Here is a 24,376-nt window from a genome sequence, read left to right as displayed (position 1 = left end):
GGATCGCATGATACGAAATTTCACAAATGGCGATATCGTCACGCACGGCACCCAATTTGCAACAAGCAAAGAGGCAACAAAGCAGGCCATCATCCGGCGCTTACGCTTATTCCTGGGTGAATACTTTCTAAATGTTACTGAGGGTACGCCGTGGTTTCAAAGTATTCTGGGTAAAACCTCACTTGATATTGCGGCGGCCAGTGTCAAGGAACGTATTATTACCGCGCCGGGTGTGCTGGGGTTAACCAAATTTGAATTTAAAACTGATATGCAAAATCGGAAAATCACAATTTATGCATCATTGATTGATATCAACAATGAACAATTTGAATTCCTGTTCAATGAGGAAATTGTTTAATGGCTAAAATAACAAGAGAGGGAGCAAAAGGGCAGACGCTGAATGAATATTTAACTGTGATGCGTCAGCGTTATTTGGCTATAGATGACGGCTGGAATATCAATCCTGAATCTCCTGATGGTCTGGCTATAGCAGCATGGTGCGAGGCATTGGCTAATCTCGATGAAGGAGTAATCGCCGCTTATCACTCAGCAGATCCCAATTCCGCAGTGGGGCAGCAACTAGATAGAATAGCAGCATTTGCAGGCATTAAGCGTAATAAAGCCACGTTTTCAACATCGACTGTAATTTTCAAAGGCGTTCCCGCTACACTGATTCCCTCCGAGACGCTTGTTCGTAATAAAATTACTAATACGTTGTGGGTTACAGATAACAATGTAACGATAGATGCGGGCGGAAGCGCTACTGTCAATGTGACGTGCACAACATCGGGATCGCAAACTGCCAATGTTGGCGCTTTAACCATTATTGCTACGCCCATCGGTGGTATAACGGCTGTTAACAACGAAACATCAGAATCGCCGGGCAGAGATATTGAGTCAGATAATGCTTTTCGAATCCGCCGTAACGAATCTGTAGCGCTACCCGGCTCCAATCAAGTTGATAATATGTATGCTGCGCTGGTTAATATAGACAGTGTAAAGCAAGCTCGTATTTATGAAAATGACAACGGTCAAGTTGATGAAAACGGAGTGAAAGAACACTCAATGGCAATATTTGTAGACGGTGGTTCGGTCAATGATATTATTAATGCCATTGCTGCAAAAAAGAATCCGGGATGCGGGTTAAATAGATATAACACATTTCCCAATAAAATTACTGAGGATACAAAAACCCCACTGGGAAACCCTGTGTCAGTGACATTTTTCAGGCCGGAACTTATTCCTATTCATGTTCGTGTCGAGATATCGAGTAATAATAAATTTGATGATGAAAATATAAAGCAGGCCATTGTTCATTACACAACTTATGGTTTTGATGAAACCAGCGGATTTTCGAAACTAGGTTTCAGGATCGGTGAGAGTGTCGGAGCTGGAAGAATATTCACACCGGTAAACTATATCATTGCTGATAATGGATTTGTAAACTCAATTACAGTCGGTAAATCTTGGGATGAAACCAGAGGGGTAGTGAATGTTAAATTCAACCAACTCGGTGTATTTGCCACTGAGAATATAGAGGTGGTATATGTATGACCACAAAAGTAAAGCGTTATCTAGAATTTATTGGCAATATAAAAACTCACCAAAGCTTATCGAATGGATAACTTCATTACCTGATATTGCTCAATCTTCTATTGAGGACCAAATAGATAAGATAAGCAATATTCTTGATATAGATAGAGCCGAGGGTGAGCAATTAGATATATGCGGAAGAATTGCGGGATTTGCAGAACGGCCACTCATCCGTACTGACTTTGTTTCTATTTTTGCATATAATGGTACTGGCGGAGCGCAGCCATATAACATTGCACCGTATAAATCTCCCGGCGAGCAAATTAAAATAGCACCGGTATCTGATTTTATGTACCGGATATTAATTAAATCGAAAATACAAAAGAATAACTCAATAGCAACAATAGACGATGTAAAGAATGCCGTTGATTATATTTTTAATGTTAATTCTGCAATTATTGACGGGCAGGATATGACAATGAAAACAATCTGGATAGATAAGCAGATCGCCGCGAACATTCGTGCATTGATTCAAATGTTTGATTTAATACCTAGGCCGCAGGGAGTGAAAGCCCATTTAGTCAGGGTTAATCACCACTCTTTTGCGTATAAAGGTACTTATGATGCACAGCCCTACGGCGTAGGCGCATACGTATAATCGGAGTAATAATAGATGGCTAGAAAAGACAGTTTTAATAAAACATGGGCCAGTAATCCAGCTCAATTTGAAAAACCCGGTGATGCATTAATTGAACGCGGATGGGCTGGTGGAGCATCAGAAGATCCGCCAGAAGCTAAATGGGAAAACTGGTGGCACAATCGCTTAGATGAGGCTCTACTTGAAATCCAAAATAGCGGAGCACTCGCTTGGTTCCCTGACGCAAAATATACAAAAGGGGCGCTGGTAAATTATGGCGGGAGAAACTGGGTTGCATTGTCTGCGAACTCAAATATAAGCCCAAATGGCCCGTTAGATAATGGGATTTGGCTAGAAGTAGAATATTCAAAATCTGATTTCCTCAAGAAATCCCAAAACGGCGCCGACATTCCAGACAAGAATGCGTTTGTGAAAAACCTCGGTTTGGTGGAGACGGTGAATTTGGCGAATGGTGCTTATCAAAAATCGGGTGGGGTTGTCAATGGGAATGTGGATGCAACAGGGTCCATTTACGGTAGAGGAGTATATGATACCGGTGTTCGCGTATATAGCGCTACAAATAAGCCGTCCCCGGGAGAATTAGGGGCGTATACCATAACAGAATCAAATAGTTTGATTGTACCTGTTGGCGTCCCGCTTCCATATCCCCACCGATACACACCAGCAGGCTACCTCACTTGCAATGGTCAAACATTCGACAAATCTTTATACCCAAAGTTAGCAGAAGCTTATCCCGCTGGCAGAGTACCCGATTTACGGGGCGAGTTTATCCGGGGATGGGATGATAGTCGGGGAGTCGATCCGGGGCGTGTGTGTGGTACGTGGCAAGCTGACGAAAATAAATCCCATAGTCATATTTTGCCGACTGCAAGGATGGCTGTGGGTGTTGATTCTACATCAAGCACATGGGTCGTTGTTGAAAACGATGTGTCACAGACAAAAGTATCAACACACGCGTCGGGTGCAAACGAAACCCGTCCCCGCAACGTCGCATTTAATTACATAGTGAGAGCAGTATAATGACAGAACAAAAGTACTCTTTAGAACATGAAACAGCCGTATTGGGTAAAGATGGTTTAGCTATCCAAGCCGGCTGGATAAAGGTTTATCACTCGAATCAAATCACAAGAGAATTCATCGCTTCCGATATTGAGTACGTCATGCTCGGTGTCAGTTTATCCGCCGGTGCTTATCCTGATGCCCCGGAATTGCCGAAATCTCATGACGAAGCTGTATGCCGCAGTATCGATAAAAGCCGCTGGGAAATACTCCCTGATTACCGGGGAAAAATCGCTTACGACACATTGACTCGTGCGGCTATTGAAATTACGGAAATCGGTGAGCTGCCTGACACGCTGACATTCAAGAAACCGCCCACCGACTTCGATACGTGGGATGGCAAAGAGTGGGTAGTCGATAAAGACTTACTCAAGTCTCATCAAATCAATGAAGCAAAACAACAGCAGGCAGCACTGTTACAGCAAGCAAATGAAACAATCTCATTGCTACAAGACTCTGTTGACTTAGAAGTCGCTACAGACTCAGAGAAAGAAGCTCTACTCGAATGGAGAAAATACAGAGTGTTGCTGACTCGTGTCGATGTGAATAAAGCGCCCAATGTTGAGTGGCCGGAAGTGCCGAAATAAATTGAAAGCCGGGTGACCGGCTTATTATTTTATATATTAAATTCATCGATAAGATTCTATTGATAAGTAACTATCAATAATGAAATGATTGATATACAAAAAGGCTCTTATGAGCCTTAAGGAAAAAATACTAAATTTGGATTACAATTGTGAAGGGCGTTTTGAGTTAGTAAACATAGGCTCATTTGTGATGATAGTATTAAAATACCCCTGATCCAAAAAATTAAGCAATTTTTTGATTTCTTTCTTCTCTCTAGGTATCACGATTTTCCTAGTATTGGAGATAACTGTAATGTTTAAGTCATAGTTGATCATCTCTGCACAAGTTTGCAATCTATCAATATCAGTATCCAGTATTCCTGAATTGGATATTAAAGATACTTTTTTTTTGATAGAAGAATCAGCTAATTCCATAAAGCTTGCAGTATCTTCCATGTGAAAAATATCATGTTGAGTAAAAGATTCTAAGTCCTCCCTGGTAGCTTCAGTAAAGTATCCATCCATATCAAGAAAACGACGGACCATGTAGAAGCTTTTGAAAATTAATTTGTCTCCTATTAGCATAGCGTTTAACTTATCACTTATCGAAAAACCAGGTCTAGTTGAAACACTAAACCTATTTTTTGGTTGAGTGAGCATTTGTAAAAAAGCTTTTTCATTATTTATTACTTGTCTTTTATCGAAAACTTGAAAGAAAACTTCTGCTTCCTTTTTTTCATTAGAGGGAATACCTGTGAACAATGCCTTAAAGTAGAAAACTGATATTTCTTCAGGATTCCATATATGTACACTATCTGGGCGCTCTATGGCATCTATAATGCCTATATCATCTGTAAATTCTGGGATTGAAAAAAATTCATCAGGTGACAGATTGTAGGATACAGAGAAGGAAATTTCTTCATCATTTTCACTGATAAAACTATTTTTTGCTTCAGTGAATAAGTCTTCCATGCGTTCTTGAGCTGATTGGTCTAAGTCAATTTTGATTATTCGGTTCGGAATAATACTATCAGTTATAGCAAACAATTCCATTTTTTATCCTTAATCACATAATATATATGTATGTTCTGTTAGTTTTTTTACTCTTGCACCTTTGATTTTTGCTTTTAACAAAGGTTTTTTAGTCATTAAAACAAAACTAACGCCTGTATCATCCTCAGCCTCATAAAACCTATATTTAAATAAGACAGAAACAATAGGGTTGAAACTGTATGAGGAGGAGTGCTTTATGTAAAAAAACAAGCTGATATAAAAAAATATAGCCAGCTTGATATTCATAAAGGTGGTTGGCCCGGATATTAAAGGAAATAAGTATGTCAAAAAATAATTAGTTATTTCTTTGTCGGCTGGTGATGCTGATTCTAAGTTCTTGATAGTTATGGGATTGTATTTTATCGCCTGAATTATAATAAAATAACAAAACAGCACGCTTATAACTGCTATTGATATTGATAGACTGAAAATTAGCCAATTTTTATTTATAAAAGCAAGGAATGCTAAAGTAATACATACTGGGGCGACAGAACTAGCAGTTAGTGCGTAGCGAGAAAAATTATTAAGCATTATGTTCCCCCTCTCCCCCGTGCCTTTGATTGCTGTATATAATGACAGTATATACTATATTTACTATTTTATTGCATTACAAGAAGAATTATTTGCTTTTTAGATTGGTGGACGGAGATATCCTTAATTCCGGCACTGGGTGCCAAAGTAAAAATATAGCGAAAAGATATAGTGAATGAATAGTGAAGTGTGATTTGTATCAACAAAAAAGCCACCTTGCGGTGGCCTTTTCTTTTTCCTAACTCACTGTTTTACAATAAGTTTCTATATGGTGCCCAGGGCGGGACTTGAACCCGCACAGCCTTAAGGCCGAGGGATTTTAAATCCCTTGTGTCTACCGATTTCACCACCTGGGCTGAATTTGGAGGCGCGTCCCGGAGTCGAACCGAGGTTGACGGATTTGCAATCCGCTGCATGGCCACTCTGCCAACGCGCCTTTCTATATTCAATGAATAATTATTCAACGAATAATTCAGCTACTAAACCTTTAGTCGCTAAGTTACTATCAAACTTCTGAACAGTAACTTGGAGCGGGAAACGAGACTCGAACTCGCGACCCCAACCTTGGCAAGGTTGTGCTCTACCAACTGAGCTATTCCCGCACCGCTTTGAACTGGCTGATTTACTTATTTGTTTTCGTAAATCTCATGTGCCGTTCGATGCGTTGCATTCTACTTACTTCACGTATCGAGTCAACACAATTATTGTTACGCTGTGTTTGTTCGATGGTTTTTACGTCATTTCGATCAAGCTTCACGCAAGTCAGACCAAGCCGCGTTTACATATTGAAACATTGACCAAAATGTCATCACCGTAGCAACATAAAGTAATATGAATCCGCCCAATTCGAATTCAAAATTAGGGCGCCATAATAAAGCAACTAACGCCGCCATCTGTGCTGTCGTTTTTACCTTACCCATCCAGGAAACGGCAACACTACTGCGTTTGCCTAATTCAGCCATCCATTCTCTGAGAGAAGAGATGATAATTTCACGCGCTATCATGGTTGCTGCGGGGAGGGTTATCCACCATGTATGATAGTGTTCGGAAACTAAGACTAATGCGGCAGCAACCATGATTTTGTCCGCGACAGGATCAAGAAATGCGCCAAAGCGAGTTGTCTGTTTCCAAAGGCGCGCGAGGAAACCGTCAAACCAGTCTGTCGCCGCAGCGACAATAAAAATTATGGCACAAACCATCGGCGCCCATGTGAATGGCAAATAGAATGCCAGGACAAAAAATGGGATCAGGACGATACGAAATAGAGTGAGCCATGTTGGTATATTTAATTGCATAGTGCTTCTTAACTATCTGGCTATAGTGGAATTTATAAGTATGGTGCATCAATGTACTTAGTGTTTCAATGCATTATAAATTTTTTCTGCTAATGCATAGGAAATAGTCGGTACTTTTGCGATCTCTTCGACACTTGCATTACGTAAAGGCTGCAAACCTCCCATGTATTTCAGTAACATTTGTCGGCGTTTTGGCCCAACGCCTTCAATAGATTCCAGCGTACTGGTGTTTCTAACTTTAGATCTACGTTGACGGTGCCCGGTTATTGCATGATTATGTGATTCGTCACGAATATGCTGAATCACATGCAGGGCAGGAGAGTCCGGCGGTAATGCGATACCTTTATCCTCCGTCGCGAAAAATAGTGTTTCAAGCCCGGCTTTGCGATCACTGCCTTTGGCAATGCCTATTAATTGAGGTCGCATTTTATCCCATTCAACATCAAGAGACTGAAAGACATCTATTGCCTGAGCTAATTGCCCTTTACCGCCATCGATGAAAATAATGTCGGGAATTTTTGACTCATCTAATGCTTTTCCGTATCGACGGCGTAATACTTGATTCATGGCAGCGTAATCATCACCGGGAGTAATACCACTGATATTATAGCGCCGGTATTCAGAACGTAGTGGACCATTGCTATCAAAGACGACACAGGATGCAACAGTTTGTTCCCCCATAGTGTGACTAATGTCAAAACATTCCATTCTCTGAATTTTTGCTAATTTAACTAATTTGGTGAGAGCGTCTAATCTTTGGTGAATAGTTGATTGTTGTGATAAGCGGGTTGCTAGGGCGATTGTTACATTTGTGCGGGCAAGTTTCAGATAACGGGCTTTATTTCCGCGGGGCCGGGTTTGAATATGAATTTTTCGCCCGGATATTTCAGATAAAGAATCAGACAAAATGTCTTTCTCTGGCAGAGTAAAATCCAGCAAAATTTCTGAGGGCAAAGTCCGATTTTGGCTGCCCTGTAAATAAAATTGACCAAGGAATGTTTGTACAATCTCATCAAGCTTTGTCCCAGTCGGGACTTTAGGATAGTAACTTCGGCTACCCAGTACTTTGCCCTGACGTATAAACAGTACATGCAGGCAAGCCATGCCCGCTTCAAAGGCAACACTGATAACATCGAGGTCATCGCCTGTTCCTGAAACAAATTGTCTTTCAGTAACCTGACGAACGGCCTGGATTTGATCACGGTATTTTGCTGCATCTTCAAATTTCAGTTGCTGGCTGGCTTGTTCCATTCGGTCAATTAATCTGGTTAAAACTTGCTGATCTTTGCCTGAAAGGAACAGACGAATATAATCAACTTGCTGCTGATATTCTTCTTCACTTACCAGCCCTTTAACGCAAGGCCCAAGGCAGCGGCCAATTTGATATTGCAGGCATGGCCGCGAGCGATTGCGGTAGACGCTATCTTCACATTGTCGGATAGGAAAAAGTTTTTGCAGTAAGATTAATGATTCTCGTACCGCATGAGCGTTTGGAAATGGGCCGAAATATTCACCTTTGAAATGTTTAGCTCCCCGATGCATTGTCAGTCGTGGGTGTTTATCTGCGCTGAGAAAAATGTAAGGGTAGGATTTGTCATCTCGCAGTAAAACGTTATATCGGGGTTGATAGAGCTTAATGTAATTATGCTCCAGCAGCAGTGCTTCAGTTTCGGTATGCGTAACTGTAACATCTATTTGAACAATATTTTTAACCAGAGATTCGGTTTTACGACTGGCGATCTGTGTGCGAAAGTAGCTGGCAAGCCGTTTTTTTAAATCCTTGGCTTTACCGACATAAATAACCGTGCCTGAGGTGTCATACATACGATAAACGCCAGGCTGACTGGTTACTGTTTTTAAAAATGTTTTTGAATCAAATTGTTCCGTCACTATTTAATAGACTCTCTGTGTCGAATAGCCCATAACGTATTGCTATATGTGTTAATTCTACATCACCGCTGATATTTAGTTTACTAAACATTCGGTAGCGATAGCTATTAACGGTTTTTGGGCTGAGATTAAGTTGTTCAGAGATATCGTTCACCTTTTGTCCTTTCGTGATCATCAGCATAATCTGTAATTCACGATCAGACAGACAACTTAATGGATTGTCTTGCTGTGGGCTAATTTGGCTAAGGGCCATCTGTTGAGCAATATCGGGAGCAATATAGCGCTGGCCGGCATTAACTGCACGAATTGCATTAACCATGTCTTGAGAGGTCGAGGCTTTACTGAGATATCCTCTGGCGCCAGCCTGCATCACCTTCATTGGTAAAGGGTTTTCAGTATAGACAGTCAACATGATGACACGGACATCGGGACAATAACGTAGGATTCTTTTTGTCGCCTCCAGGCCACCAATGCCTGGCATGTTCATATCCATTAACACGATATCTACTTTATTAGCTCGGCACCATTTTATCGCATCTTCACCACAATTAGCTTCTCCTACTACGGTTATTCCTTTTACGTCATCAAGAATACGTTTTACACCAACTCTGATCAGCTCATGATCATCGACTAACAAAATATTTATCAAAAAAGTGTCTCCAACTGGCTCTATATGCTCATACATGAGCTTCATTGATATACCCGTTATCTTTCAAATTGCCTCTTTGTTGGCTGTACTCACTTACCCTGGCCACATCGTTCGTTATGCTTCCGGCGATTGGCTCCCTTACCGTCGCGATGCATCTTGAAATCCATAAGGTATAGTAAAGATTATATAAAACAATAAAATAGATAGATTATCCTAAAAGTTCATCAGAAATGTGAATATTATACTTATCTCCTCCAAAGACAAAAGAGAATTATTTTATATGATAACAAGTGTTATTTATTTGAAATCAGAATGTCCTATATATTCTGATTATGATAAAATTAATAACTAAATAAATATTTATAAAACAAATGGCTTTAACAATAATTTAACGTTTTTTGGCGTAGATCTATTTGGAAAATGTATAAAAATAGGGGGTGAATTATGTGGTATAATTATTATTTTCATAACGTAATTAATACGTAAACAGGTAACGACTATGAATAAAATCGATTTAATTCCTTCATCTGATACTGAAACCTTGGCAACAGAGGTGACATGTTTGAAAGTTCTGTTGGCTTCTATGCTTAAAACTATGGGGCAAGCTCATGCAGGGAAAGTTGTACTGAATTTGGAACATGTTATTGCAGAAATGGGCGATGAAAAACAGGCTAAGATATTTGAAAATACCGTTCAGCAAATAAAAGTGTTATATCGGCAGTGAGGTAGGGTCTCAGGGGTTAATGTTATTGCCCCTGTACATATCCCACTTTTGCTACCTATTTAATGATCATAACTATATGAAACTAAAGGTGTAAGGTAAATAAATTAAAAATGATATTAATTGTCTGGTTATAGATAAAGGTGTGGGAAGAGGAAAATAGCTCATAGTAATTAACAGGATATAGCGTATACTAAATGTAGTAGTCTGGTTTGGTATGTAAATATAGGAGCGTGCGTATGTACAAAACTATTTTAGTACCGGTAGATATTTCAGAAGATGAACTAACGAGTAAAGCGGTTAAGCATGCACTGTCTTTAGCAAAAGAAACAGGTGCGAAGCTCCATATTCTTCATGTACTGCCAATTTCATCCGCGATTGTTAACGCATATTCGTTGGGATATGATGAAATTAAGGATAAAGCGACAATTAAAGCCGAAGATGATTTGAAAACGCTGCTTGATACCATCGATTTTCCTGCTGACAGGTTATCCTATTCCATTGCATTTGGGTCGCCAAGAGATGAAATAACAGCAGCAGCGACAGAAATTAATGCTGATCTTATCGTTATTGGCTCTAGAAGGCCCAATATTACAACGCACTTATTAGGATCTAATGCATCAGGTGTTGTCAAATATTCGACAACATCTGTTTTGGTTATCAGGTAAGGTGGTTAAAACGTAATGAGAGAGATTGATTAGCCATCTTCGGATGGCTTGCTATATATGTCTTAGCTAACGCTGTGTTGCACTATTTTTATTAAATTTGCTCTGATTTCATTTTCATTGAGATTGCATAAGATTTCGTAGAATTGTTGAGGATGCAATAATTGTGGAAAAATTTACTGATAAACTGATTCGTTTGGACCATTTTTTATGGCGGGTGGTGCGTTTTTACCTTATTGCTGCAACGTTTTTCTTTATTGGAATAATTCCGGGTGTCCTGGGGTTTTACCTGATAGAGGGGCATACATTTTCTGAATCTTTGCTTAATGCTTTATCTATGCTGGGATCGCAGGGTTTAGATCCCGTCCCTATTAGTTTACCCGGTAAATATTTTATTGCCATATATGGGGTATTTTTGGAAAGTGTGTTCTTTATTACTTTGGGGCTTGTTGTCACACCTTTCATTCATCGAATATTACATAAGTGGCATCTTAATTCTGAGTGATTGAAAATAGAGCTATACGGTAATTTATTTGATTTAGTTAAACAACTCACAACAAATAATGTAATAGTTTATACCCTATGGATTTCAAGATGCATCGCGGCGGCAAGGGAGTGAATCCCCGGGAGCATAGATAACGATGTGACCGGGGTGAGCGAGTGCAGCCAACAAAGAGGCAACTTGAAAGATGACGGGTATATACCCTATGAAGTAGTTAGGTTTGGTATATAAATATAGGAGTACGTATGTACAAAACGATTTTAGTGCCAGTGGATATTTCAGAAGATGAGTTGACCGATAAAGCGATTGCACATGCAGAGTATTTAGCGAAGTTATCTGATGCTAATATACATCTTTTCCATGCCGTTCCTGACATATCAAGATTTTCAATTAGTTATAGTGACCATTATGACTTGCTCAACTCTTTTGCCAAGAAATCTATTGCAAGATCAGAAGAGGAATTGGCAAAAGTGGCTGAGAAAATAGACTTGCCAAAAGAGCGAGTCTCTTTCTCCGTAGCCTTTGGGTCACCGAGGGATAAAGTATTATCGACAGCAGATGAGATTAAAGCAGATTTAATTGTTATTGGTTCCCGGCGGCCTAATATTTCCACCCATTTATTGGGTTCAAACGCTTCAGGGATTGTTGGATATGCAAATATTTCAGTTTTGGTAGTCAGATGAATGACTTATACCCTATGGATTTCAAGATGCATCGCGACGGCGGGGAGCAGTCACAACAGAATATTGAACTTATTTTGGTGATAATTGATTTTAAGCTATCCATTTTTTACCAAAAAGTTGATCTGCACAGGATAGATGTTGCATAAAATCCCTGATTAAAGTGAATATCAGGCAAAGATGCCACAAGAATCAGCAACTTATGCGGTTATAGTAAAAATAAGCATGATTTTAATTTATTGGCTATAGTTAATTTCAGCAAGGTGACTCGTTTTGATAACTGGATGAGGACAAAACATGTTAAGAAAATTGGCGGCTGAATTACTTGGAACTTTTGTTCTGGTTTTTGGGGGATGTGGTAGTGTTGTATTCGCTGCGGCATTTCCTGAATTAGGGATTGGTTTTGTCGGTGTATCTTTGGCATTTGGCTTAACAGTATTGACGATGATATATGCTGTTGGGCATATTTCTGGCGGGCATTTTAATCCCGCTGTAACAATTGGTCTTTGGGCTGGTGGTCGTTTCAGGGCAGTGGAGGTTATTCCTTATATTATTTCTCAAGTTATAGGTGGTATTCTTGCTGGCGCGGTATTATATGTTATTGCCAGTGGGCAGGCGGGTTTTGATGCGACCACGAGTGGTTTTGCAGCAAATGGTTTTGGTGAACATTCACCAGGTGGATTCTCGCTTCAATCGGCTATTGTGGCTGAAATTGTTTTAACGGCTATTTTCTTAATTGTTATTATTGGTGCGACAGATAGACGAGCACCTCCGGGCTTTGCGCCATTAGCAATAGGTTTGGCGCTGGTTTCAATTAATTTGATTAGCATTCCTATTACTAACACGTCAGTCAATCCGGCACGAAGCACGGCTGTTGCGATATTCCAGAATACCTGGGCTTTAGAGCAGTTATGGTTTTTCTGGGTGATGCCAATTATTGGTGGGATTGTTGGAGGGGGAATTTACAGGTTATTATTTGCTGAAAAACAATGATTTTTACTGGTGAGTTACCTTGCTTAAGGCCACGCTGTAGTGTGGTCTTTTTACTTTTCAATGAAAGAACTTTTTGTCACTATTATTTTTTCATTTGTTTTAATAAAGGTAGGAAATATTATCATGAAGATTTATTGCAATGTGTTGGATGATTATTACTGCCAATTATACAAAAATAATTAACCCTATAAGTTATAAAATAAATTTCATTATTCCTTTCCTGAACTAGACTATAATCATCGCCAATTGAGATAGGCTATCTGTACGACTATTTAATATATTTATTACTGAATGATATTATTGAATTTAAGAGGAGTATATGAGCCAAAGAAATGATTTTAAAGCCTTTTCTATTAGTGAGAATGCTAATGTAGTGAGTCAAGAAAAATATGAAGAAAGCCAGAATTTAAAGACGGGGTTTCCACCTGAGAATGTTTCTACTCATGTATTAAATAAGGTATTACGCCAATCCTCAACAATATCGTCTGTTGTGGCTAATTTTATTGCGACACAATCTGGTGAAGATATACTGGATGATGGTGATATAGCTAAACTGACCGTGCTATTTAATAGCGCTTTAGATAAAGCTTTAGAGCAAAAAGCTTCAAATATTTCCGGTATCCCTGTTGGTTCTCCTATTCCGTGGCCGTTACCCCATCCACCTTCCGGTTATTTTACTTGTAATGGTTCCGCTTTTAGTAGATCACAGTATTCGAAGTTAGCAGAAGCTTATCCTGACGGTAGATTACCTGATTTAAGAGGCGAGTTTATTCGTGGTTGGGATGATGGTCGTGGTGTTGATGGTGGCCGTGTTATTTTAAGCGCACAGACTGACAACACAAAAAGAATACAACTTACGAAAGGACTCCCTGATGGGCAATTTCTTTCTAGTTATCAAGGTCCTGTAGATAGATACCAGTTCCCTCTGGGGCGTGATGTACTTGATAGTGCCACTGTTACATCAATTGCTAACAATACAAGCGGTCATGAAACCCGCCCCCGCAATATCGCATTTAACTATATCGTAAAAGCAGAATAATATCGTAAAGGCAGAATAATAATGACACAAGAAAATATCTTAAATTCAGAAACCGCTGTATTAGGTGAAGATGGATTAGCGACTCAAGCTGGCTGGATAAAAGTTTATCATGCCAATCCCTATTCGAGAGAATTCTCTGGTAGTGATTTCGAATATGTTGCGGAAGGCGTCGGTTTGTCAGCGCATTCTTATTTAGACGCGCCAGATTTGCCAGATTCTGATGATATGGCTGTGCGTCGCAGTGAGGACGGGAGTTATTGGGAAATTGTTCCTGACCACCGTGGAAAAATAGCTTACAACACGCAAGTGGGTGCACAGGAAGAAGTGGCTGCGCTGGGTGAATTACCAGAAACATTAACATTTGAACAACCGTCCACCGATTTTGATCAATGGGATGGTGAAAAATGGGTAACGGACTTTGAAGCTCAAAAAATCAGTCAAATTGAACAGGCAGAACAACAGCGTGCTATTTTTCGTCGGCAAGCTGATGAAGCCATCACGGTATTGCAATATGCGGTTGAAACTGAAATGGCCTCAGAAGCGGAAAAAACTTTATTGCTAGATTGGAAAAAGTATTTGGTATTACTGCGTCGGGTTGATGTTTCATCGGCACCAGATATTAATTGGCCTGAAAAGCCGCAAGAATAATACCATTAAAGTTTTATAATTCTTAAATATTAACGAAGCACTGGTTTTTAATCAGTGCTTTGATTGGAAAATTTGTATGAAAGTCCATATAAAAATGAACTCTGGTCTGTGAAATTTATTTGGTTATCGATTTTAAATGTATTTTTGCTAAAAGTGGAGGGCGGTCAGTAAGGATATTTTTATTATTTTTTATAATTAGACTATAACTGATGTGAATTATGGAGAATTATTTTTAATAATTCGATTTATTGACTGTAAATGAACATTATTTAATTTGGGGAAGGTATATGAGTAAAAATGATTTTAAAGCTTTTGCTATTGATAGTAACGCTAATGTGCCCAGTCAACAAAACTATGAAACAGATCCGAATTTGCCGCGTGGGTTTCCAGACAGGCAGTATATTGATAATTACATATTAAATAAGATATTTCGTCAAACATCAACAATAACATCGGTTGTAGCTGATTTTATTGCGACACAAACTGGTGAGGATGTTTTAGATGATGGTAATGTCACTAAACTCACTGCACAGTTAAATAAAGCTTTAGAACAGAAAGCGATAACAGGAATTCCCAATGCTTCATTAACACAAAAAGGTATTGTGCAACTTACCGATGTGATGGGTGATAGTGATACATTGGCAGTGACGCAACAGTTGATTAAGGAAATAGTTAATTCATTACTTGGAAATATTAATACTAGAGTACCTGATAGCCGGAAAATAAACGGTAAGGCGTTGACTGGGGATATCAATCTGACTGCGGCGGATGTGGGTGCGGTATCAACTAATAATGCAATGCTTTCAATGGGTTTTGCTCGTTTGGATGGATTGGAAAATTTATACGATGGTTGTGCCGGATATGGACCCAACGCGCCATTCGTCACTAAATATGGATTGCCACTTGGTGGGTATGGCGTTCAGTTAAGATTTAGTAATGTAAATGGCTTATCAAGTGAAGGCGTGTATGGTGTATGGAGCCATAGGCTGGTTTTCGAGCATGAAGGCAATACATATCGTACAGATAGCATAAATAGCGATAGCAACAGACAAGCTACCCGTAAGTTTTGGGACGATAAGAACGCTAAACCAGACACCAACGGATACCTCAAGAAAGCCTCTCCGATAATAGAAATTTACCCTGATGGCACATTCTCGACTAATGACGAATCCGAAGGTGCAGAAGTGATAAAACAGGGGACCGGTATATATCGTATATCAAATATCCTGGGCTATAACGCTGATGGTGGTTGGGGTGTTAATGGGGGTATTTCCGTTCCCCGCGACAACAATAATCTTGAACTGATTTTTGTTGATGATCACGTTCAACCTGACGGCTCTATTATTATTGAGACTTTCCATCGCCAACACGCACATTTACCGGAGAGATTTCAAAATTGGCGGCTCAAATCTATTGATGACAATGGCAACAAGATATTCTATCAAGATGGGGAACCCTGTGATATTCCCGATTCTTGCCGTTTAGATATTAGGGTCCAAATGCCAGAAGATTCACTCTGGAACTTGAATCGAAAGAAGTTACAGAAAGAAATGGCGAGTAGCAGCGCTTTTGGTCATAAATTGTAGATTGTAGTAAGACGGGGCCGTATATCGGCCCTGTATCTTATTTAGGCTTTTTGGCGCTTCAATATTAGGATGTTGACATTGAGCATCATTCTCTATTTTTTCATATTAATGGTGAGTGATATAACCGCTCGTTTTTAAAGCATATAGTTCATATGTTGATTTCATAATACCCAATTAATCATTCCGCTATAATAGGATAACCACTATCTTGTGATATCCCAACCTGTCTATTGAATAGTCTTTCTTTTTAAAAGAGCTGCTAAGAAGAAATGCAAAGAAACAATGTTTGTCTTATAGGTCGATTATGAGGCAATATAAAAGGTTAAAATCAGAATGATATTTTTATATAAGTAGGGGTTATCATTGAAACGTAAAGTTATTTTTTGGGCAATTCACATTGGGTGTTTCAGTTTAATTGCTCCTTTATCTTCTTTTGCCGCACCGGTTGCCTTTGAACAAGCTAAAGTTGAATTGCGTAAACGCATTTATCATGATCAATTTAAGTCAGAGACCGGGACACTTTATTGTGGTTGTCATTGGCAATGGACAGGTAAGAGCGGTGGACGCACAATCCTTTCTTCGTGTGGTTATCAAGTCAGGTCACAACAGAATCGTGCTGAACGAATTGAATGGGAACATATTGTTCCTGCCTGGGTTTTTGGTCATCAGCGGCAATGTTGGCGAAATGGTGGGAGGAAGAATTGTGTCTCTTCCGATCCTGTTTTCAGGGCAATGGAATCTGATATGCATAATTTGGCCCCATCAATTGGTGAGGTTAATGGCGATCGTAGTAATTTCAGTTATGGAATGTTACCGAAAAATATGCCGAATAGTTATGGTCGTTGTACCAGTAAAGTCGATTTTAAATCTCGAACGTTCGAACCGAGAGATGAAGTAAAAGGGCAGGTCGCTCGGATCAATTTTTATATGCACGATCGTTACAATCTTTCCATGTCCCGCCAACAACAGCAATTATTTATCGCTTGGGATCGTCAATATCCACCGAGTAAATGGGAGCAGGAGAGAGATAATCGAATTGCCGGTATTATGGGGCATCATAACCCTTTTGTTACCGGTGAACAGAAATGGCAATTGTGGCATAAAAACTCCGCCGCTGGCATTCCAAAAAGCGAGCAGAGAAAAGGGCAGAGAAATAGTCAAACAGATACCCAGAGACAACGGGTGTTATCTGATGCATCCTCTACAGGATTAATTAAAGGGAATAACAATAGCAAAATCTATCATTTTTCTCATTGTTCAGGTTATAAGATGATTCAGGAGAAGAACGCGGTCTATTTTAAAACAGAAACTGAAGCAAAAAATGCGGGTTTTCGATTGGCTGGAAACTGTAAGGGTACTTAATAAAACAGATAATTAACTATTTGCTCTGTTGTCATCAATAATAATATTATTGCCATCCGTTGAAGAAAAGTGCTTGCAGATAGTGACTTCTTTGCCGGATGGTAACGGAATGTATCAATACCATAGTAGTCAAATCAATAATGGCTACTATGATGTTAAGTAATTAGTGGTGTTAAGTCATTAGCTTATATTTAAGTCATATTATTCAATGAATTAAATTTCTCGCAAAACTAAATAAACGATACTGTCGATTATTTTTAATTGAGCGTCCCTGGCGTGTTTGTCATAACGGAGAGATTGTCATTATACTGTCATAATGATTCGTTATTTTTCACTAAATAGAAATAATGGTGAGTAACATTAATGATTGATATTCCGATAATATGCGAACCTGTGGGAAGCTCAGCGTCATTAAATAACGTAGTTATTGTATCGGTGATATGACACCGGATGGGTGAAAACAACGATAAGGTGATACTGCTATGAGTAGACAGAAAGCAGTGATTAAATCACGTCGAGAAGCAAAACGGATGATGAAAAGGGATTTGCGTCATCATCAATGTTATCAGGATGATAATGTGACTTCTCTGGTACAACTCGGTGGCGTAGAAGTCATTGGTATGGCACGTGATAAGCGGGATACTTCGGAAATTTTGCCACGGACTGAAACGCAACGGCGTTATATGCGTGCAATAAATTATAAAAAACTGATTATTGCCAGTGGGGAGGCGGGTTGCGGTAAAACGTTTATCAGTACGGCAATGGCTGCGGATGCGTTGATTAATAAGGAAATTGATAGGATCATCGTCACCCGTCCTGTATTACAGGTGGATGAAGATCTCGGTTTTTTGCCCGGAGATATGGCTGAAAAATTTGCACCCTATTTCCGACCGGTTTATGACGTTTTATTAAAACGCATGGGTGCATCGTTTCTGCAATATTGCTTGCGGCCTGAAATTGGCAAAGTAGAAATTGCGCCTTTTGCCTATATGCGGGGCAGAACATTTGAAAATGCATTTGTGATCTTGGATGAAGCCCAGAATGTGACGATCAATCAAATGAAAATGTTTCTGACCCGGCTTGGGGAAAATGTTACTGTGATTGTAAATGGTGATATAAGTCAATGCGATTTGCCGGTTGGAGTCGTATCAGGATTGCGTGATGCACTGGAAAGATTTTCAGATGATGAAATCGTCAGTGTTATCCATTTTAATCAAGAGGATTGTGTTCGTTCTCAACTGTGCCAGAAAACGTTATTAGCTTATTGTAAATAACTGATGGAAATATGCCGTGGGGGCTTTTGCAAGAGCGCCTCACGGCGTGATCCTTGATTATTCCGCCTATTTTAAATCCTTTACCTTTACTGTTTAATTTTGGATATATACCCTATGGATTTCAAGATGCATCGCGACGGCAAGGGAGTGAATCCCCGGGAGCATAGGTAACTATGTGACCGGGGTGAGCGAGTGCAGCCAACAAAGGGGCAACTTGAAAGATGACGGGTATAGATAAACTGGTGATATAACCTGAATGGCACTACTTCTACTTTATTTTCCAGTAATCAATAGAGTCTCTGTTTAAATCAATTCTGCCATCAGGATATTCAACTCTTGAAGGTTCTTTACCTGGTGGGATAATAATTTTAGGCATTTTGGTTTCATCTAATTTAGGTTTATAGGTAATTTTCCATTCCGCTCCTGGAGTTAATTTCAACCTAAAAGGATACGTATCCACCACGCCCTGCAAGAAAATTCTATTTGGACGCCCATCAACCACTTTTAATACAGGGTAAATAACCGGGCTGAAATCTATAGTATTCAATGCTGCAATTTCGCTAATATTTGTTTGAGTCGCGTCGTTGATAAATGCAGTTAATCCTGTTCCCTCGTACGGAACAGCATCTTTTACCAAATGACTGACATCGGTATAACTCACTGATACAAAGGCTCTATCAATCTTCCATTTACACCAACCTCCACCACTAAAAGGCAATTTTGCCTGAAAGTAACCAGTTTTCGCATCAGCTTTTACATCCAAACCTAGGCTATGATAAGTCGGTACTTTAAAAGGCGACATACCCGCATCAAATTGATATTTTAAGCAATCTTTTGACTTATATATAGCTGCTACATATGGCTCAGTGTGCTTCGGAGCCACTCCTTCTACCGTAATCAACTGCCCTTTTCCGGCAGATGAAAAGGGAAGCAGCCAGTTAAAAAAGGTGTCACCAAACGCCCAGTAAATAAAATAGAGAAATAATAAGGACAGCGTTATCTTCAATATTTTCATACGGACAGTTCCTGTTTATCACAGTAATGCTGTAAGGCCAGTTCCTCTTGTTCTTCCTGCTGGCTGACCGTCAGTGATTTTATTAACTGCTTATCCATATCCAGAAAATAGAGATTTCGGTAGTAAACATTGTCAGGGATAAGCATCTTATAACTGTCCATTTTCGCCTTAAATTGACGCTGACTGTCCTGATAGACCGTAATCTTATCCGGTTCACATAACTCTCTGAGGCGCTTGTCAATATAACCCGCATATTTATACGAGCTATGATTAGAGAAACCGAATCCGCCTTTTAAATCAGCACTTCTGTTTTCAACAAACAGTTTGTCTTTTTCTTGTTGACTGAGCTGATTAAACAACGCATTTTGCCGCTCACCGGCCAGAGAAAAATCCTTTTCTGTTTCCTGATTTAACTCAGGAATTAAGTAGAGTTTTGTGGTGTTATCCAATATTTTTTCAGCAACACCGGCTATCAGGGAGGCATTCCGGGCGGAAATCAGCCATTCCGGGCAACTGTTGGCTTGAAAGAAATGAACCACTTTACCATGATGCAAATAGATTTCTTTATTGGCTGTCGCCTGTTTAATTGCCTGAATAATCGGTGACGGCGACAACAACTTCATAACCGCCCAGTCATACCCCGCTGGTGCCCAATAATTGAAAAAAACATTATCCATATCCTGCTCAAATGGCACAGAAGGGATTACATCATCTTCATTAACATGGCGATAGTGGATAATAGAAGACAATTCCTCTACTGCACTGCGAGTTAATGTTCTCGGCATTCCATAACTGTAAAGACAAGGATTGTGTTCTTTCAGTTGTGCGCTATGCAATAATGCCAGCGCCCCTCCCAGACTGTGGCCACAAATAAATAACTTCCCTTTTTTAGCCAAATCCAAGATATCACTGAATACTTCTTTCTTTTTATCACTAGGGACTATTAACTCTCCAACCAAATTAAATGCATCCCAGAACCCTTTGTGCACTTTACCACTGTAGATAAACCCACTACACAGAGATTTGTCATCATCGCAACTTAAAGACAATGGCTGGAAAGTGGCATCAGTCAGGTAATTATCCAGATTAGCCGTTCCTCGCCAACTAACAATCACATCTTTCTGACTGGCAGCATAAAACAGTTTGGTATCACCCTGTTTGTTGTTCCCCGCTTGTGAATCAATAAATTCCACCCGGGTATAACGTTCACTAAACGGCACATCGTAAACTACAGGTGTTGCTGACAATGTTTCCACTTTATAGGGCAATTTTGAAACATCCACCATTTGCCGGTTAAAAAAGTGTTTCACAGAGCCTGCTACATTGACATCCCCATCGGCATAGGCCAGCACGCTCATCAAACACTGGTTATAGGCATTAACAATGGAATACTCCTTCTGATGATGTAGCAGTAAAACCCAGGCCCGGAAAGGACACACCTCCAGAACATAACGACGATTTAACGGATGAACCCGATAGCCTTTTGGTTCCGGGTCCGGGAAATGATAGGGTGGCGGAATGTCTTTAGGGTCTTTCCAATCCTCAAATACCGGCAACCCATCACTAATCTGCCCGATAGTCACATAGCGATATTGATAGCCTTCGGCTTCTGCTTTTGGCTTCACCACTGAAAATTCCTCTCCCCGTTTTTCCCGCAACGGACGCTGTTCCATCTCATCGGCTAGCGGCTGAGCATTAATATATAGCGTCACCGGATGAGGCAACAGCTCCTCTTCTCTGAGCACACCAAAACCATCTGTTTTCCCTTGGCGCACATAACCTGGGGTTCCGTGACTGATCAGGCGATAAGGCATGTTGACCAGCGGCTTTCCCTGTTCATCCACTAACTGAAATTCCACCCAGTTTTTCAGAAACCGTTTACAATCAAAGCATAAGCGTGGATCTGATATAGCCATTAGTTTTACTTCCTTCTTTTAACGTTATTTCCCCGCCCGGCTATCAATCACTTTCATCAGAATAAGTATCCCGCCAGGAATAGCCGTGATTGATTGCGTCACTAAAGAAACAAGATAGTAAAAATCCTATTACCATAGATAAGAAACACCGCTTATGCCGTGAGTAATAGTGAGTTGAACGACAGGAAGACAGAATTGTATTCCCATCAATTAATCCCTTTGAATAAAGGGAACAGGAGTTGTAATTTCCTTCATACTGTCCATATGATGGAACTCAAGTTATGATTATTAAATCATCAGTAAATAGCAAGAGAAAATTTTCATTTTTTAAATCTATGAAAAAATAGATTTGTAAGAAAGTGTTACAAACTCAATAGGGATTGAGTTATCGTCAATCGCATTTCTTCGATTTTAAAAACCTCGTTTAAAGTGATGTTGCTGATAATATCCGTATCGCTGATCCCCTCACTTTCTGATTGCAGTAAGTGAGGGGGGATTAAATAAGGTTCTTAATCGTCGCTATCCATCACTTCATGACGCAAGGCATGATAACCTTCCTCATCAAAGCCATGCCTCCAATAAGGAATGGCATATAGCTGGTGGCGTTCATAGCCTTTTTCTCGGCGAATATAGCGACGAAGCTCTTTTACCAGCTTATCTTCACCGGCAAGCCAGAAAGTGACATCTTCTGTTGGTAATGACCAGGATTTGAATTCAGATATGATTTTGTCAGTTATTTCAACATCACCAGTGATCCAGTGAATGGCTATTCCTGCCGGTTTTTTTAATTCCTGAATATCTTGCTCACTTTCGATACGCATAATGACTTGCCCGGTCGCATCTGGTTTTACTGTTTCCAATAGCGCCGCAATAGCAGGCAGGGAGCTTGGGTCGCCGGCCATATAGTAGTGGCTGACTTTTGGCAGTAATGGATCTGGGCCACCGGGGTTAGTGATACCGATCCAGTCACCAATTTGGGCTCTATAAGCAAATTCCACTGCCGGGCCGCCATGGTGGTGTAGTGCAAATTCAATATCGATCTCTTTTTGTTCGGTACGAATAGCCCGAACCGAGTAAGTGCGCGTTATTGGGCGCAGTTCACTCGGCGGCCATATTGGGCCTTCTGGAGATAAAGTCGGTAACACCGGTTTGGTCTGCCCCGGAAGCGGTAAGAATATCTTTAAGTGTCCGCCTTCACATTCAGTGGGATAACTATCCAGACATTCACTGGTGAAAGTCATGCTGCGCATATTAGGTGTCACGTCGAAAATGTTTTTTACCTGAACAAGTCTAGGTGGTGCAGGCCGGTAAATGTTTTTTTCTTCAATTGTTCTATTGGTCACGTAAAATTCCTCTGGAAAACTTACCGAAGGTTATTATCTGATAAAGCCAATGTTAGTGTAACAGTAATTAACGCAAATGCTAATTATTATCATTCAACAAATTGCGTTGCCGTCAATAATGGGATTTATCTGCCTTTTTCAATCCACTGAAAATTGAATTTCTACTTCTGTACCACCATGTTTACGGTTTTTTATCTGTAATTGCCCACCTAGGATAGAAACTCTGTCTTGCATAATAGCCAGCCCAAATTTGTTTTTATTAGCGGAATTCAAATTAATGCCTCGACCATTGTCACTGACAACTGTAATGATTTTTTCATCGACAGGATAAATATGGATACTGATCCAATTGGCATCGGCATGCTTATAACAGTTGTTCAGACATTCCCTAATGATTTGTATCAAATGCTTGCTATAACTGTCAGGAATGTGTTGATGTGTCAGGCGGTAATTGAATTCAATATTGAAGCCTAGACGGTGGTTAAATTCATTAATCAAGGTCTGTAAAGATTCTTGTAGATTACATTGAGGTTGTTCGTTCCTGAAAGTTGCCAGTAATTCTCTGAGCTGACGATAAGCAATATTCAACTCATCTTTAATCATATTCAGCGAGGTTAAACTTTGCTTGGGTAAATTATCACTGCCGATATATAGGCAATTAACTTGAATCTTAAGGAAAGAGAGGGATTGGGCAATGGAATCGTGGAGTTCACGAGAAATAGCGGCTCTCTCCGCGGCCAACATACTCTGGTGTTGGCATTGGATCTGATTTTCCCGTAATAGTTTATTTGTCATTAAAGTCACTATATCCTGGACCAGTTTTTTTTCATCAGGAGTGAGATCACTATTTCTGTGTGTTTTTATCCAGAGTATCCCATAGCTATCAATGTTATCATCTAGATTCCATCTCATAATCAGCGGCATATCAAAGTAGGGACATTGGTGGGGATTGCGAAAGAAATATTCTTGTTGTGATGGATAAAAGATGATTTTGGCTTCACAGAAAGGGATTAGGCGATTGAGGTGAGAAAAAATCTCCTGAAGCTTTTCAGGTAGCAGTTTACAATTTTGTAGTTTGAAATGGCTTTGACAGAGGAAATCCAAATAGCCATTTTTTTGTTTCAGTGCGTTAATTTCTGCTTTGTATCTTGCATGTTGCCATTCTTTGACAGGAGCAGAGTTATGTACCACTTTTATCAGAAAGTAGACATTTGTAATACTCAACATTATCAATAACGGTAAAATTAAATCTGGAATCGACGGTTTATTAATCAACAACAGTATAAAAAGTAAAAATAAATTTATAACAGAGTTGATTACAAACAGTTTTTGGTTTTTGAAGATGGTGTTATTTGAACTTGTTTTCATCAGGTTAAGATTCCGTTCTGCAATACTGAT

General features: G+C 39.8%; 24 protein-coding genes and 3 tRNA genes. 15 read left to right on the top strand and 12 right to left on the bottom strand.

Translation table 11 applies throughout. The features are described 5' to 3' along the window. Nucleotides 1–7 precede the first annotated feature (7 nt). The 5 genes from AAC155_RS01375 to AAC155_RS01355 are packed head-to-tail and all read left to right on the top strand — an operon-like array spanning nt 8 to nt 3,837. Complete coding sequence (locus AAC155_RS01375) at nt 8–358, top strand: hypothetical protein (RefSeq protein WP_113040726.1); 351 nt, start codon at nt 8–10, stop codon at nt 356–358. Further along, complete coding sequence (locus AAC155_RS01370) at nt 358–1,554, top strand: baseplate J/gp47 family protein (RefSeq protein ID WP_113040725.1); 1,197 nt, start codon at nt 358–360, stop codon at nt 1,552–1,554. Before AAC155_RS01375 ends, AAC155_RS01370 begins: the two co-directional genes overlap by 1 nt. Further along, entirely contained in the window at nt 1,547–2,191 is a 645-nt protein-coding gene (locus AAC155_RS01365; protein ID WP_113040724.1) for a DUF2612 domain-containing protein, read from the top strand. Before AAC155_RS01370 ends, AAC155_RS01365 begins: the two co-directional genes overlap by 8 nt. A gap of 15 nt (nt 2,192–2,206) precedes the next feature. Beyond that, nucleotides 2,207–3,211, top strand: coding sequence for a phage tail protein (locus AAC155_RS01360; RefSeq protein WP_113040723.1), 1,005 nt, complete (start codon nt 2,207–2,209; stop codon nt 3,209–3,211). After that, on the top strand, nt 3,211–3,837 hold the full coding sequence (locus AAC155_RS01355; RefSeq protein WP_113040722.1) for a tail fiber assembly protein: 627 nt from the start codon (nt 3,211–3,213) through the stop codon (nt 3,835–3,837). The genes AAC155_RS01360 and AAC155_RS01355 overlap by 1 nt, the downstream gene beginning before the upstream one ends. A gap of 141 nt (nt 3,838–3,978) precedes the next feature. Here AAC155_RS01355 and AAC155_RS01350 read toward each other — a convergent pair whose 3' ends face one another. From AAC155_RS01350 to uvrY, 8 genes are all read right to left on the bottom strand, one after another. Beyond that, on the bottom strand, nt 3,979–4,869 hold the full coding sequence (locus AAC155_RS01350) for a Kiwa anti-phage protein KwaB-like domain-containing protein (RefSeq protein ID WP_113040721.1): 891 nt from the start codon (nt 4,867–4,869) through the stop codon (nt 3,979–3,981). Between the two features lie 9 nt (nt 4,870–4,878). Further along, entirely contained in the window at nt 4,879–5,400 is a 522-nt protein-coding gene (locus AAC155_RS01345; RefSeq protein ID WP_113040720.1) for a hypothetical protein, read from the bottom strand. A 269-nt stretch (nt 5,401–5,669) separates the two neighbouring features. Then, nucleotides 5,670–5,756: transfer RNA gene (locus AAC155_RS01340), tRNA-Leu, on the bottom strand. Between the two features lie 6 nt (nt 5,757–5,762). Beyond that, a tRNA-Cys gene (locus tag AAC155_RS01335) sits at nt 5,763–5,836 on the bottom strand. A 90-nt stretch (nt 5,837–5,926) separates the two neighbouring features. Continuing rightward, nucleotides 5,927–6,002 (bottom strand) — tRNA-Gly (locus AAC155_RS01330). A 144-nt stretch (nt 6,003–6,146) separates the two neighbouring features. Further along, the gene (gene pgsA / locus AAC155_RS01325) at nt 6,147–6,695 is read right to left on the bottom strand and encodes a CDP-diacylglycerol--glycerol-3-phosphate 3-phosphatidyltransferase (RefSeq protein ID WP_049581866.1); all 549 of its coding nucleotides are present in this window, start codon (nt 6,693–6,695) and stop codon (nt 6,147–6,149) included. A gap of 57 nt (nt 6,696–6,752) precedes the next feature. Continuing rightward, the gene (gene uvrC, locus AAC155_RS01320; protein WP_113040719.1) at nt 6,753–8,585 is read right to left on the bottom strand and encodes an excinuclease ABC subunit UvrC; all 1,833 of its coding nucleotides are present in this window, start codon (nt 8,583–8,585) and stop codon (nt 6,753–6,755) included. Continuing rightward, nucleotides 8,569–9,234, bottom strand: coding sequence for a UvrY/SirA/GacA family response regulator transcription factor (gene uvrY, locus AAC155_RS01315; RefSeq protein WP_113040788.1), 666 nt, complete (start codon nt 9,232–9,234; stop codon nt 8,569–8,571). The genes uvrC and uvrY overlap by 17 nt, the downstream gene beginning before the upstream one ends. Before the next feature lie 499 nt (nt 9,235–9,733). Between uvrY and AAC155_RS01310 the strand changes: the two genes are divergently transcribed. The 10 genes from AAC155_RS01310 to phoH all read left to right on the top strand — a co-directional run bounded on the left by AAC155_RS01310 (nt 9,734) and on the right by phoH (nt 18,704). Next, nucleotides 9,734–9,958 carry a DUF2594 family protein gene (locus tag AAC155_RS01310; RefSeq protein ID WP_113040718.1) on the top strand — a complete coding sequence of 75 codons (225 nt, stop codon included), beginning with the start codon at nt 9,734–9,736 and terminating at the stop codon, nt 9,956–9,958. Nucleotides 9,959–10,194: 236 nt separating this feature from the next. Beyond that, nucleotides 10,195–10,623 (top strand): universal stress protein, encoded by a 429-nt coding sequence (locus tag AAC155_RS01305; protein WP_113040717.1) that lies wholly within the window; start codon nt 10,195–10,197, stop codon nt 10,621–10,623. Nucleotides 10,624–10,786: 163 nt separating this feature from the next. Continuing rightward, complete coding sequence (locus AAC155_RS01300; protein WP_113040716.1) at nt 10,787–11,125, top strand: hypothetical protein; 339 nt, start codon at nt 10,787–10,789, stop codon at nt 11,123–11,125. 242 nt (nt 11,126–11,367) lie between these two features. Next, nucleotides 11,368–11,805 (top strand): universal stress protein, encoded by a 438-nt coding sequence (locus tag AAC155_RS01295; RefSeq protein ID WP_113040715.1) that lies wholly within the window; start codon nt 11,368–11,370, stop codon nt 11,803–11,805. 294 nt (nt 11,806–12,099) lie between these two features. After that, nucleotides 12,100–12,795, top strand: a complete 696-nt coding sequence (aqpZ, locus tag AAC155_RS01290) for an aquaporin Z (RefSeq protein WP_113040714.1) — start codon at nt 12,100–12,102, stop codon at nt 12,793–12,795. Nucleotides 12,796–13,114: 319 nt separating this feature from the next. Beyond that, complete coding sequence (locus AAC155_RS01285; protein ID WP_113040713.1) at nt 13,115–13,834, top strand: phage tail protein; 720 nt, start codon at nt 13,115–13,117, stop codon at nt 13,832–13,834. A 21-nt stretch (nt 13,835–13,855) separates the two neighbouring features. Next, nucleotides 13,856–14,482: a tail fiber assembly protein gene (locus AAC155_RS01280; RefSeq protein WP_113040712.1), complete on the top strand. Its 627-nt coding sequence runs from the start codon at nt 13,856–13,858 to the stop codon at nt 14,480–14,482. A gap of 287 nt (nt 14,483–14,769) precedes the next feature. Beyond that, nucleotides 14,770–16,068, top strand: coding sequence for a phage tail fiber protein (locus AAC155_RS01275; protein WP_113040711.1), 1,299 nt, complete (start codon nt 14,770–14,772; stop codon nt 16,066–16,068). A 378-nt stretch (nt 16,069–16,446) separates the two neighbouring features. Further along, a complete protein-coding gene (locus AAC155_RS01270) occupies nt 16,447–17,430 on the top strand; it encodes an endonuclease (protein ID WP_387491251.1) in 984 nt (327 codons plus the stop codon). Nucleotides 17,431–17,912: 482 nt separating this feature from the next. After that, the gene (gene phoH, locus AAC155_RS01265; protein WP_113040709.1) at nt 17,913–18,704 is read left to right on the top strand and encodes a phosphate starvation-inducible protein PhoH; all 792 of its coding nucleotides are present in this window, start codon (nt 17,913–17,915) and stop codon (nt 18,702–18,704) included. A 268-nt stretch (nt 18,705–18,972) separates the two neighbouring features. On the opposite strand, the gene AAC155_RS01260 is transcribed toward phoH, so the two are convergent. From AAC155_RS01260 to AAC155_RS01245, 4 genes are all read right to left on the bottom strand, one after another. After that, nucleotides 18,973–19,719, bottom strand: coding sequence for a hypothetical protein (locus AAC155_RS01260; protein ID WP_113040708.1), 747 nt, complete (start codon nt 19,717–19,719; stop codon nt 18,973–18,975). Further along, a complete protein-coding gene (locus AAC155_RS01255) occupies nt 19,716–21,635 on the bottom strand; it encodes a lipase family protein (protein ID WP_113040707.1) in 1,920 nt (639 codons plus the stop codon). The genes AAC155_RS01260 and AAC155_RS01255 overlap by 4 nt, the downstream gene beginning before the upstream one ends. Nucleotides 21,636–22,144: 509 nt before the next feature. Further along, the gene (locus tag AAC155_RS01250) at nt 22,145–22,978 is read right to left on the bottom strand and encodes a siderophore-interacting protein (RefSeq protein ID WP_113040706.1); all 834 of its coding nucleotides are present in this window, start codon (nt 22,976–22,978) and stop codon (nt 22,145–22,147) included. Nucleotides 22,979–23,116: 138 nt separating this feature from the next. Beyond that, the gene (locus AAC155_RS01245; protein WP_229015707.1) at nt 23,117–24,205 is read right to left on the bottom strand and encodes a histidine kinase; all 1,089 of its coding nucleotides are present in this window, start codon (nt 24,203–24,205) and stop codon (nt 23,117–23,119) included. Between the last annotated feature and the right edge of the window lie 171 nt (nt 24,206–24,376).

The sequence above is a fragment of the Photorhabdus sp. HUG-39 genome (genome assembly GCF_963878365.1).
Classification (GTDB): domain Bacteria; phylum Pseudomonadota; class Gammaproteobacteria; order Enterobacterales; family Enterobacteriaceae; genus Photorhabdus; species Photorhabdus kayaii.
This window is presented reverse-complemented; position numbering and strand designations above follow the sequence as displayed.